Origin of the sequence: Ferruginibacter sp., assembly GCF_028288465.1 — a bacterium.
Taxonomy (GTDB): Bacteria; Bacteroidota; Bacteroidia; order Chitinophagales; family Chitinophagaceae; genus Ferruginibacter.
This window is the reverse complement of the sequence record NZ_JAQBNR010000035.1, coordinates 1-12,135: the sequence shown is the minus strand read 5'-3', so window position 1 is coordinate 12,135 and position 12,135 is coordinate 1. Positions and strand designations below refer to the sequence as shown.

Genomic DNA, 12,135 nt, shown 5'->3' with positions numbered 1-12,135 from the left:
TTGAAAAAAGTTACTGATTCCGTTCATGTCAATGGCTGATAAATAGCTGTTCAGATGATGCACACAGGCATAATCTGCCACCCGCTTAACATGGCGTAAGGAACTGAAATCATTGCACCATCTGCTGTTAAAGCAGCCGGCCAAATGTGGACAGATAGCAAACAATTACAGGATTTCATTGTGCCAAAAGCAATGACTGCTGAAGACATCCTGCTAACAAAAAATGAATTTGTTATCGCTGCAAAAAATGCGTTGGTCGCCGGCTTTGACGGCGTTGAATTACATGGTGCAAATGGTTACTTACTGGAAGAATTTTTATCTCCTTTTAGTAATACACGTACCGATAATTATGGCGGAAGCATTGAAGACCGCTGCCGATTTGTGCTTGAAGTAACTACTGCAGTTGCAGCAGCCATAGGAAAAGATAAAACCGGCATTCGTTTGTCGCCCTACGGTGTGGCAAGTGACATGCCGCATTACCCTGAAATTGATGCAACGTGTGAATACTTGTCGAAAGAATTAAATAAAATTGGTATTGCCCATATACATCTAGTGGATCACAGCGCCATGGGTGCACCCGCGGTACCACTTGAAATAAAAAGCCTGATCCGGAAAAATTTCACCAACTCAATTATTCATTGTGGCGGCTTTGATAAGGAAAAAGCTGAAGCAGATATTGAAAGCGGCCTGGCGAACCTGATTGCCTTTGGCCGACCTTTTATCAACAACCCCGACCTCGTTGAACGGCTGGCAAACAACTGGCCTTTGTCAACTGATCTCCATATGGATTTATTTTATGCAGCTGATGAAAAAGGGTATACAGATTACCCATTGTACCAGGAAAAACTGATCACGGTATGATAATCACTTTACAGGCGGCCTGGCTTTTTTTACTGGCCATACCCATTGCCTGTGTGGCATGGACGGTTACGCATGAAGAAGTGTTCAGGGAACCGGGTGTATTGCAGCAACCGTTGTAAAACAGGTAAAACATTGCTGGTAAGAAAGTTCTTTTACCTGTTTACCTGCGAGTATTGTTTCAGTCATTATGTAACCATCCTGTTTCTATTTTTAATTGTTATAAATTATTGATGAACGACTGGCGGGGCTTTATTATAGCCGGTTTTTAACTAGTGTTAGTGGCTAATATTTACATGATTTTTAGTAGTTTCCTACGCCAGGATATTAAAAAGGGAAGGCAGAAATTGAGTGCCTGGCGATAGAACAGCTGCATCAAAAAGCGTGAATTATACAAACTTTCTTCATAGTTGTATAACAGATGTTTCTGTTCCTTATGCGACCTTTGTAAACTAAATACCGCAGGAAAAAAGAAGCAACGGAAACGATATTTGTGTTCATTGCCATGCAGGCAACATTCATAGATTTCAACATTTTAACCTTCTTAATATTTACAATCATGAAAGCAAAATATACCGGCATCTGGATGGATCATGCAGCCGCCCTGCTGATGGAACTCAGCAACGGGGGAATCACAACAAAAACAATCAAATCCAAACTTACGCATCAGCAAAAAGAACAGGTGTTGGCCAAAGGTGAAAAAGCGATGCACCACAAAGAACAACACGAAGAACTGGCCTATTACCAGGAGATTGGTGCCGCGGTTAAAGACTGTACAGAAGTGATGTTATTTGGACCTACAACAGCAAAAACAGAGTTGCTGAACATTCTCAGGGCCGACCACCAGTTCGACAACATTGAAATAGAAGTGATGCCGGCAGATAAAATGACAGCAAACCAGCAGCAGGCATTTGTAAAAGATTATTTTCTGAAACATTTATCCTGACTTTTTAACCAACCGCAAGGCAAAGTGCCTGGCATAAACAATACCCTGCCGGTTAAAGCAAGCAGTCAATACAGGCAGGATATCAACTTAAATTAAAACAACATGAAACGAATATTAATTGCACTTGATTACGCCCCTGCGGCTCAAACCGTAGCTGAAACAGCCTTTGCGGTTTTTGAAAACCAGCACACGGAGTTTGCGCTGTTACATGTGGTAACAGACCCCACTTATTACGGATCTACCGTGTACGATCCCATTATGGGTTTTGGCGGATATACGAATTTAAATTTGATGGAGCCTGATGTGCTGGAGACGCTTAAGAAATCGTCGTATGAATTTCTTGAGCAGTCCAAAAAACATCTTGGCGGAAATAATATAAATACCATCGTCAGAGAAGGCGATGCATCCACCTCCATTATAGAAGTAGCAAAAGAAATAAAAGCAGATGTAATTGTGATGGGAACTCACAGTCGCAATTGGCTGGAACATATTTTACTGGGCAGCACGGCAGAATCTGTATTGCAACATACAGGTATACCGATGTTTATTATCCCGGTAAAAAAATAAAAAATCAGTTCACCCACTGATGTGAAAATTTTTTGCGCTTTTCTTTTTTATAGGGCATTCATTTTTCAGCTTGCAGTGCTTCCAAACCATTTCTCGTTGATAAAATCCATCAGCTTGCTTTCGGCAATCCCAGGGTAAATGCACAGAAAGAAGGGCGAAAATTAATTGAACGAGGTTACAGCTGAATTTTCGTCAAGTCCTCAGCCATAAACAGCTTTGTTAAGAATAAATCTGCTTGCGTTTTTTGTTAAAATGATTTAACTGCGCTGTTGGGTGGATTGGTCTACATTACATCCGTATATAGTAGTAATTAAAAATTAAACAAGCAAACCAATGGCAACAGAAAGGCTGGATATCGGAACAAGTGAAATTGAAAAAGACAAAGTCCACATTATTGTAGAGATCATAGAGTATATACCCAATGCAGTATTAAGCAGAACCATCGTTAAAAAAACAACGGGCAACGTAACCGTTTCTTCATTTGCAGCTGGAGAAGAACTGGCAGAAAAAATTGCTCCTTTTGATAACTTCATCCAGATAATTGATGGTACTGCGGAGATCACCATTGAAGATAAAAAATTAAAACTAACACTTGGGCAGGGCATTATTATCCCCGCCCATGCCAAACATTGCTTTAATGCCGGTGAACAATTTAAAATGATTTCAACTGTAATTAAAAGTGGTTACGAAGAATAAGTATTACCTGCTGAGGTTTTGTAAGTTTCACCAGCCTTTTTGTGGCTTATCCAATCCGGCACTGGCCTTTCGAAAGACTGATCACCTGAAGTTGGAAATGGTTTGCAATGCGCCCACTCGCTTAATTGGATCAATCAGTTGCACTGATTACAACATCTAGTAACACGGCTTGATTATGGAGGTACATTTTTGATAAAATTTTAACAACAGCAAGCAATTAATACTTTGAAGCTCTACATTAAATACATGGTAAGCCTGCGCTGCAAAATGGTTGTAAAAGATGCATTTAAAACTTTGGGACTTCATTACGTAACTGTCAATTTGGGGGAGGTAGATGTGTTGGAAGATCTTTCCGAAGGAAAGAGAGAGGGGTTAAAAATACTGCTGCTAAAATCAGGGCTGGAACTGATGGATGATAAAAAAGCCATCCTGATTGAAAGAATCAAAAATGTAATTGTGGAAATGGTCCATTATGCTGATGATTTGCCCAAAACGAAATTCTCTGATTTCCTGGCGGATAAATTGCATCATAATTATACCTATCTGTCAAATCTTTTTTCCGAAACCCAGGGCACTACCATTGAGCAGTTTATCATTATGCATAAAATTGAAAAGGTAAAAGAACTTATCATCTACGATGAACTGAATCTTACAGAAATAGCCTACAAATTGCATTACAGCGACGTAGCGCATCTATCCAGCCAGTTTAAAAAAATAACCGGGCTAACACCTACTTACTTCAAGTCTTTAAAAAAGAAAAAGCTCAACCTGCTGGAAGATTTGTAGCACTGTTTAACAAGTGTTCTTTCATTGAAGAAAAAACGAAAGCAGCCTATAAAACGAATTCATTAAGGCTGCTGAATTAAATACTAAATGTTATCTGTCCTGCAACCCCCGTGAATTATACAATTTTTTCTAAAAATTTTGCAACTGAAAAAATAATAATCAATTGTTCTTTGCAGCAGGTTTTCACAGGATATTGGACAAAAAAAGGAGCTGTATTTCTATACCGGTTCTTTCATTTTCTATTTGCGTACCTCGGCTGTAATAAGACTGAAACTATCCGGGGATTATGTAAACGTGGACCCACATTTGTGGCATAAGTGTCGACACATAAATTTAAAAAAATGGATACTGAAGAACTTGAAAAATTACCCAGTAAAGAAGGTGAAATTGAAAAAGGAAAAGCTCACATCATTGTTGAGCTGATAGAATATGAACACGACGCGGTTTTAAGTAAATCAATTTTAAAAAAAGCGACAGGCTCTATCAATGCCTTGTCATTTGCCAACGGTGAAGGACTCAATGAAAAAATTTCGCCTTTTGATACCTATGCCCAGATCATTGATGGCAGCGCTATCATTGTAATTGATGGAAAAGACACTGCACTGCAAACAGGCCAGGGAATACTGATTCCTGCGCATCAGTCAAGCCATATAAAACCCAATGGTAGATTCAAAATAATTCTGACTGTAATAAAAAGTGGGTATGAATAAAACAGCCATTATCCAGCTGACGGCAGCAAGCCGGAAAGTTGTGATATTTCTCCAGGTAACTTAATTATCCCGGGCAGATAAATCATAAACCTGCTTCCTTTTCCTAACTCACTTTCAGCCATCATATTTCCCTTTGCAGCGTCTGCTATTTTTTTGCCAAGCAGGGGCCAATCTCATCATCTTTAGCTGCTGTTGAATTTTGCCAGCTACAGCATAATATAATTCTTCACCTTTTTCTTACGCGTTCATGCTATCCGCTACCTGCATATTCAACAGCCTTTTTTGTTTGGTTGACGGGGATGTGAAAAAGGAAATGATAACTTGAAATTCTCGGCCATAAAAGAAAATCCAGTAAGATCAGTGATAAATGCAATTCCCTTGCGGCGCTAACTGTATAGGGCACCAACGGGGCTGAATTACTTATTGTTGCAGCTGATAAAGCTTAATATATTTTTGAAATGTTTCGTGTGAACAATTGATGGCAATTACGAAACCGTAAAATCCATCTAAAAAACCAAGCCTGATAAAATATCCGTAAATAAAGCGCCAGAGCGGATTGATCAATATTTTGGCCCAGTTGCTTCGCACACCTTTTGCGTGTAATGCCGCAGCAGAGATAGTAGTATAGTGATTGATTCTTGCTAAATGTTCTTCAATAGTATAATAAGAAAAGTGCAGCATGTCACCTTTTAAATACTGAACAACTTCATTTTCCACCGTTAATTCTACCTTGTCATGTGGATTGATGCCACCCCATTGCGCATGACGTTTGTCAAACAAACGGATTTTTTTATCCGGGTACCAGGAGCCATTTCTTATAAAGCGGCCGCAATAGCTGGTGCATCGGTTAAAATGATAAGCTGTGGCGGTAAAGTTTTCTTTAACTGAAAGAATAGATTGCACAAGGGCTTCATCCAGCGCCTCATCTGCATCCAGGCAAAGCACATAATTATTTGAAGCAAGTTCCAGTGCGGCATTTTTTTGCTGAATATAACCAAGAAACTGCTGCTGTTTAACAACTACGCCCATTTTAGACGCCAAAGCAACAGTGTCATCCGTGGAAAAAGAGTCCAGAATAATAATTTCGTCAGCAACTTGCCTGACAGAGTTCAGGCAGCGCTCAATATTATGCGCTTCATTAAAAGTGATTATTACTACAGAAAGCGAAGACATAGGGCTAATCTTAAAATTACGCAGGCAGTCAATATTCAAATATGATTGATACGAAATTAATTATTGGAATTGTAAGTACTGTTGAATGAACGAAGATAATTGATCTTGTATTAGGGTTTATATAAATTTAAATTGGAAGCAGAAGCAGCGTTCAAAATACATTTTGCTGAATTTTTTGCCCGGACAGTTAGAAATTTTCTTTACTGACACATTTATTTTACATTGATTTTTTAATTTATTAATAATCTTTTTATCAATAAACATTTATATCTGTAATAAGGTTCTTATATTCGCCTGTCGCGCCAAATGTAAGCTATGATATGTCCAACCAACCTTATTGATCTCTGCATTATAATACCGTGCTATAATAATCTTGAAGGCCTACGCACATCCTTAAACAGTATTCATTATAACTGGGGTAAATATGTTATTATAATTGTAGATGACGGCAGTATAGATGCCGTCACAATCGAAAAATTGCACTGCCCGCAGCAGGATATCAAAATAATTACCAATAGCAAAAATCAGGGTATTACAATAGCGTTGAACAGGGCGCTGGAATTTATTTATGCAAATTATGCCACGAGGTTTATCGCTCGCCTTGATTGCGGTGATATTTGCTCGCCCAACCGGTTTTATACACAAATAGCCTTTTTTGATAAGCATCCTGAAATTCACCTAACGGGAAGCTGGTGCTATTTTAAAGATAATACAAGCGGATCTGCCTACAGCTGTTGCACCCCTACTCTTCATAAGCACATAAAACGGGAGATGTATTTTAGAAATGTATTCATCCATCCTACTGTGATGTGGCGCATGGCTGGCGTAGGGAAATTGAAGTATCCTGAACAATATCCCTGTGCAGAAGATTATGGCTTGTTCTACGCAATGACAGACCATGCGAAAACTGCTATCATCGATGAATTTTTAGTAACCTGCGAAATAAATCGTAAAGGAATATCCATATTACAAAGATCTGTTCAGTTAAAAAGCCGCAGAAAAGTGGTATCATTTTATGGAAAGAACAAATTTCTGGCCATGCTGGGATCTATGAAGCTGTTTATATTAATGATGATACCGTACCAAATTATATTTATTACAAAAAGAGTTATATATAATGCAACGTAATTAAGAAATTAGTAGTCATCCCAATATCAACCCCTTAAAAACAGCTATCCCTATTAAGATGAAAATTGTACATATTGTGGAACCCCTGGCGGGCGGCATTGTAACATTTTTGCAATCGCTGGTAGAAAATCTTGATAATGATTTTCACATCATTATTCATGGAGAGAGAAAACAGGTAACACCTTTTTCTGAAGTAAAAATACAGCTGGCCTATCCGAATGTTAAGTTTTTGCGCTGGAAATCTGCGCAACGGAGTTTACGGGTAAAGGCAGACATTTCCGCTGCAATAGAACTTTATGTGATCCTCAAACGCCTCAAAAAAAATGGCTCTTTAGATATAGTGCACCTGCACAGTTCAAAGGGTGGGTTTATTGGCCGGATAGTTTGCTGGTTGTTGGGTATTCAGCACCTGGTTGTATATACGCCCAACGGTGCACCTTTTTTAGGTAGTGCCAGCAGTTTCTCAAATTATATTTACAAAAGGCTCGAAAAGTTTGCTTCCGTATTTGGCGGCCAGGTGGTATGCTGTTCCCTATCGGAGCAAAAAGCATATGAGTTGGCTGGCATCAGTGTTATGATGATTAATAATGGCACGCCCAGCAGGCCAGCTGACTGTGTGCCGGATAACGTTCAGGAAAATAATCTCTTCAAAATCGTAACAAGCGGACGAATTGTAGATCAAAAAAATCCAGCGTTGTTCAACAGCATTGCTGCCTATTTTGAGGAATTTGATCAGTTTGAATTTATATGGGCAGGCGACGGAACAGACCGGCATTTGCTGACGGCAAAAAACATCCGCATTACGGGCTGGCTGGGTAAAGATGAATTGAACAGTATTGTCAGCAATGCAGATATGTACCTTTCTACAGCCACTTTTGAAGGATTGCCTTTTTCTGTACTGGAGGCGCTGGCGTTGAAAAAGCCCGTGCTGTTAACCGATTGTGTAGGAAACAAAGACCTGGTGATGAAGGGGTTAAATGGCGGCACATTTCAACACGAAAATGAGGCGATTAATAAAATACTGCAGTTTTATAATAACAGCAGCATGCTACAGATAATGGGGGAACATTCTGCCAATTATTGCAAAAACACTTTCGATTATACCGATACCTGCGAACGATATAGAAGGCTATACCATAAAGCCGCTTATAAACAGCCAGCATCCACCATACACCTAAATCAATTGGCACATGGAAACAGTTGACAACAACATTCACCTCGAGATAAGCGAAAGCCTGGTCCAGATTAAGCAGTACCTTGAAAAGGACATTGAAAATTTGCTGCAGTCAATACAAGGGAAAGATACAGAGCTCAGGAATTATAAAGAGCAGCTGGAAAATGCCCGGACTTCGATTGAGGGTAACAGGCAGCTGATCAATAAGCTGCTGGGAGATTTAAGCAAGTTGCAAAATGATATTGACTGGTATAAAAGAACGTATGAGAGGAGGAGCTTTTTAGGAACGATAAGAGAGAAATTATTTCGCAGACGTTAAGTTTTCAGGTAATAAATTATAAGAATTCAAATAGTAATATTGTAAAAATGTCAACTGATCCTTTTATAGTGAACGAAGCAAACTGGAAGGAAGCGATTTCGCCTGTAGTATTCAAAACTCCAAAAATACTTACCGAATCTGCATATATAGATCATATTCCTTTAGCGTGGGTAGAGCATATTCCGTTTGCATTTTGGCTGATGGAAGCATCAAGGCCCTGCGTTGTTGTTGAATTGGGAACTCACTATGGGATATCTTATTTTTCTTTCTGTCAGGCGATTCAACAGTCAAATCTAAAATCAACATGTTATGCTGTTGATACATGGGAAGGAGATGAACATGCAGGATTTTACGACGAGAAGGTATTTGAGTTTGTAAAAAGTATAAACAAACAATACGATAGTTTTTCAACATTATACCGCGCAACTTTTGACCAAGCAATTCACTTGTTTAATGATAATTCAATAGACGTTTTACACATAGATGGTCTTCATACCTACGATGCAGTTAAGCATGATTTCGAAAGTTGGTTACCCAAAATATCAGAAAGAGGAATCGTAATTTTTCACGATACTAACGTGACTGAACAAGGCTTTGGTGTTTATCAGCTATGGGAAGAACTTATTCAAAAATATCCCTTTTTTGAATTTAAACATGGGTATGGTTTGGGAGTATTGGGTGTCGGAAAAAAAATCTCAAAAAAGCTAAGAATACTCTTCAGCTTAAGTTCCATACCCACAAAGTACTCATCAGTAAAAGAAAGTTATGAAAGATTAGGTGCGCTGATAAAAATTGAAAACGAATTGCTGCAATTGAGAGCAATCTCCGCACAAAAGGATGATCTGGGGAATTCAATTCCTGCTTCTACAATTTACTTACAAAATACAACTTTCTTTGAAAGACGTTTATGTCCCTTGCAAACGATCAATACACAGGTTTTCTGGAAAAATGGCGACGAAGAATTTTGTGAAATCAATTCTGCAAAGCAGACAATAGATATCAGTAATTCTGAATCAAACTTTTTATTCAAATTCGAACAGGATTTTAGTGGTGTAAAGGTACTCAGGATAGATCCTGCCGCTGAACAAGGTATATTTTATATCAATTATATTTCTATTGCTGATATCTCGGGCAAAATCTTATTGGGATGGGATGAGATTAAACAACTGAGTTTTTTTACTAACCTGGTTGTTTTGAAAAGCAGCCTCATTGAAAATGCTTTTGTATTCATCTCGATTACGGATGATCCAATTATCGAAATTAAATTATCAGAAAAGCCGTATTTTAAGGAAAACGAAAGTATTCAGTTGTCCATAGGTTTTTCCAAACTAGATGATGAGTCTCTCAAGGCGGAATTATCCAATATTTCTGCCAGTCAAATAAAACCCTCCTGTGAGAATGAAACTAGAAGAATTTATGCCGACGTTTTATTGAGGTTGCAAACTGCCATAGAAGAATCGTCTGCAAAACAGCAGAAACTGGAACATGAGAAAAATATTTTCGTAACTGAAATAGAGCAACAGCGGTTAATGTTTGAACGGCTAATAAAAGAGGCAGATGAAAGATTACGAATTAAGGAAGAGGTTTTTAATTCACTATCAGAGAAAGTTGATCAACTTACATCAGACGAGACAGCTTTGAAACAAGAAATTCTGCAGAAATATCTTGATGAGAAATCTTTAAAATCAATCTTTGAAAAGACTAAAAACGAAATGGGTGAAGTTATTAAGGACCTTAAAAATAAAGAGCTCATCATAGAAAATCATCAAAATGAATTAAACGAACTAGAAAGAAGAAGAATAGAAGATGCAAATATTGCGCTGCAAAAAATAAATGAATGTACTAAATCATTGCTGGAAAAGAATTCCATTATTGAAAGCAATCAGAAAGACTTTGCAGAAAAAGAAGCAGTTTTGAGAACACTGCAAAATAATATTGACTACTTTAAAATGCATTATGAAAATAATTCCATTCTGGGAATTATTAAACATAGAGTCAAAAAACATCTAACCAATAATTTGTAGATATACAATCAAGTACAATAAAATATACGAGAATGGACACAGACTTTTTTGAATACGAAGGATATAAAATACCGCTAAACCTGGTATACTTAACTGGCGGCGGAACGTCAACATGGGATGCTATTTCTAAAGGACATATGTGGCAATATTCAAAATACGCACCTATTGAATCAGATAGTACTGTATTGGAAATAGGTTGTGGAACAGGGCGGGATGCCATACAACTTACAAAACATCTTACAAGCAAAGGCGCCTACATTGGGGTTGATATTATCCTAGAGAGTATTGAATGGTGTCAAAAAAACATTTCACCAACCTTCCCCAATTTCACATTTCTCCATTATGATGTGAAAAGCCAAATTCATAATAGCGGCGGCAAAATTGATACCACAGATATCATTTTACCTATAGCAGATAAAAGCGTTGACAGGATTATTTTACAGTCTGTTTTTACACATATGTTCGAGATGGAAATTACGCATTATCTAAAAGAGTTTGAAAGAGTACTAAAAGATGAGGGGAGAATTTGTACTTCATTTTTTATTATAAATGAGGAAGTATTGGAAATGGCAAAAACGACAGCACCAACCCTTGAGTCGCTTGAGCTTTCATTTAAAGTACCGTATGGTAAGGGATGTTATATTAATGATGCAGTTTATCCTGAAGGAGCTGTAGGTTTTACTGAAGAAGCGCTGGAAAGAATGATGAAGAGCAGCAAGTTAATGCTTGACCAACCAATAAATTTTGGGAGTTGGTGTGGCAGAACAGATAAAACTGACGGACAGGATATGGTTATTTTTAAAAAAATATAAAAAAAATGGTGCACCTAGAATTATCTAAGTGTAGTGTTTGATCCTTTCAAAAAGATAACTATCAGAATAAAAAAAAGCATTTACCAATACATGACTTCGCAAGGCCTGTTCGTTTCATCAAACAACATAATCAAAGGAATTGATAATTTTATTGATATAGAAACTTCCAATAATAATGGGAAGATAGAATACAAGTGCTCTGGCGGTGATCCGCAATGCCAATTTAACTTCGCTAATAATCCTGGACGTGGCTGGTATGAATTTGAAGTCGAGCAAATTGTAAAAGAAGGGGAAATTAAAAGCGCGAAATTATATATTGATTCGGGTACAGGGTATAATGAGAAAGAAGTAGTTGTTTTATCAAGCAATAATGCAGGAAGAGTAAATGCTTTAATTTATATTTCGAGGAAAATCCGGCATATTCGTTTTGATCCAAGTGAAAGTTCGTTTGCTGTTATAGAAGTATCGGATTTTTTGCTGCGGAAGTTATCAGCTTTCCAGTTATTTAGGAAAATTTACAATACGCTTGCTCAATCCCGAGGTGAAATTTCTTTAGCAAGATGCTTTTTAAAAAGCGCTTACATTGTTATGATGAATGATAACGAAAAGATTAAAAATATTATCGCTGCTCAAATAACAATATCCGACCCTTTTTTTTATCAGAACTGGATCGCTAAATACGATTCGTTTGGGGAAGAGGCTATCTCACAACTGAAGCGATTACAGGCAGAGTTTGAATACCGCCCATTGATATCGGTTTTACTTCCCACTTATAATACACCTATATCATGGTTGAAGGAATGTATTAATTCTGTTATTGACCAGGTTTATGATAATTGGGAACTCTGCATAGCAGATGATAATTCTACAAGCGAAGAAGTAAAAAGGGCGATAAAGGCATTTTCAGATAGTGATAAACGGATTAAATATATTTTTCGTGGT

At 37.7% G+C, this 12,135-nt stretch carries 14 protein-coding genes; 13 read left to right on the top strand and 1 reads right to left on the bottom strand.

Going from position 1 to position 12,135, the window contains the following annotated elements; translation table 11 throughout:
• Positions 1 to 144: 144 nt before the first annotated feature.
• The 7 genes from JWR61_RS15040 to JWR61_RS15010 all read left to right on the top strand — a co-directional run bounded on the left by JWR61_RS15040 (position 145) and on the right by JWR61_RS15010 (position 4,563).
• Positions 145 to 861 carry a hypothetical protein gene (locus tag JWR61_RS15040; protein WP_301928584.1) on the top strand — a complete coding sequence of 239 codons (717 nt, stop codon included), beginning with the start codon at positions 145 to 147 and terminating at the stop codon, positions 859 to 861.
• Positions 858 to 980: a hypothetical protein gene (locus JWR61_RS15035; RefSeq protein WP_301928583.1), complete on the top strand. Its 123-nt coding sequence runs from the start codon at positions 858 to 860 to the stop codon at positions 978 to 980. Before JWR61_RS15040 ends, JWR61_RS15035 begins: the two co-directional genes overlap by 4 nt.
• Before the next feature lie 437 nt (positions 981 to 1,417).
• On the top strand, positions 1,418 to 1,804 hold the full coding sequence (locus JWR61_RS15030; protein ID WP_301928582.1) for a hypothetical protein: 387 nt from the start codon (positions 1,418 to 1,420) through the stop codon (positions 1,802 to 1,804).
• Between the two features lie 102 nt (positions 1,805 to 1,906).
• On the top strand, positions 1,907 to 2,371 hold the full coding sequence (locus tag JWR61_RS15025; RefSeq protein WP_301928581.1) for a universal stress protein: 465 nt from the start codon (positions 1,907 to 1,909) through the stop codon (positions 2,369 to 2,371).
• Between the two features lie 333 nt (positions 2,372 to 2,704).
• Positions 2,705 to 3,067 (top strand): cupin domain-containing protein, encoded by a 363-nt coding sequence (locus JWR61_RS15020; protein WP_290335532.1) that lies wholly within the window; start codon positions 2,705 to 2,707, stop codon positions 3,065 to 3,067.
• 225 nt (positions 3,068 to 3,292) lie between these two features.
• A complete protein-coding gene (locus JWR61_RS15015) occupies positions 3,293 to 3,853 on the top strand; it encodes an AraC family transcriptional regulator (RefSeq protein ID WP_290335533.1) in 561 nt (186 codons plus the stop codon).
• Positions 3,854 to 4,194: 341 nt separating this feature from the next.
• The gene (locus JWR61_RS15010) at positions 4,195 to 4,563 is read left to right on the top strand and encodes a hypothetical protein (RefSeq protein ID WP_301928580.1); all 369 of its coding nucleotides are present in this window, start codon (positions 4,195 to 4,197) and stop codon (positions 4,561 to 4,563) included.
• A gap of 420 nt (positions 4,564 to 4,983) precedes the next feature.
• On the opposite strand, the gene JWR61_RS15005 is transcribed toward JWR61_RS15010, so the two are convergent.
• Positions 4,984 to 5,736: a glycosyltransferase family 2 protein gene (locus JWR61_RS15005; protein WP_301928579.1), complete on the bottom strand. Its 753-nt coding sequence runs from the start codon at positions 5,734 to 5,736 to the stop codon at positions 4,984 to 4,986.
• Between the two features lie 315 nt (positions 5,737 to 6,051).
• Here JWR61_RS15005 and JWR61_RS15000 point away from each other — a divergent pair, with 315 nt between their 5' ends.
• The 6 genes from JWR61_RS15000 to JWR61_RS14975 all read left to right on the top strand — a co-directional run.
• Positions 6,052 to 6,864: a glycosyltransferase gene (locus tag JWR61_RS15000; protein WP_301928578.1), complete on the top strand. Its 813-nt coding sequence runs from the start codon at positions 6,052 to 6,054 to the stop codon at positions 6,862 to 6,864.
• A 58-nt stretch (positions 6,865 to 6,922) separates the two neighbouring features.
• Positions 6,923 to 8,068, top strand: a complete 1,146-nt coding sequence (locus tag JWR61_RS14995) for a glycosyltransferase (RefSeq protein WP_301928577.1) — start codon at positions 6,923 to 6,925, stop codon at positions 8,066 to 8,068.
• Positions 8,055 to 8,357 (top strand): hypothetical protein, encoded by a 303-nt coding sequence (locus JWR61_RS14990; RefSeq protein WP_301928576.1) that lies wholly within the window; start codon positions 8,055 to 8,057, stop codon positions 8,355 to 8,357. Before JWR61_RS14995 ends, JWR61_RS14990 begins: the two co-directional genes overlap by 14 nt.
• Before the next feature lie 47 nt (positions 8,358 to 8,404).
• On the top strand, positions 8,405 to 10,381 hold the full coding sequence (locus JWR61_RS14985; RefSeq protein ID WP_301928575.1) for a class I SAM-dependent methyltransferase: 1,977 nt from the start codon (positions 8,405 to 8,407) through the stop codon (positions 10,379 to 10,381).
• Positions 10,382 to 10,413: 32 nt separating this feature from the next.
• Positions 10,414 to 11,193, top strand: a complete 780-nt coding sequence (locus JWR61_RS14980; RefSeq protein ID WP_301928574.1) for a class I SAM-dependent methyltransferase — start codon at positions 10,414 to 10,416, stop codon at positions 11,191 to 11,193.
• Positions 11,194 to 11,283: 90 nt separating this feature from the next.
• Positions 11,284 to 12,135, top strand: an 852-nt coding sequence (locus JWR61_RS14975) for a glycosyltransferase (RefSeq protein ID WP_301928573.1), incomplete at its 3' end; no start/stop codon positions are given.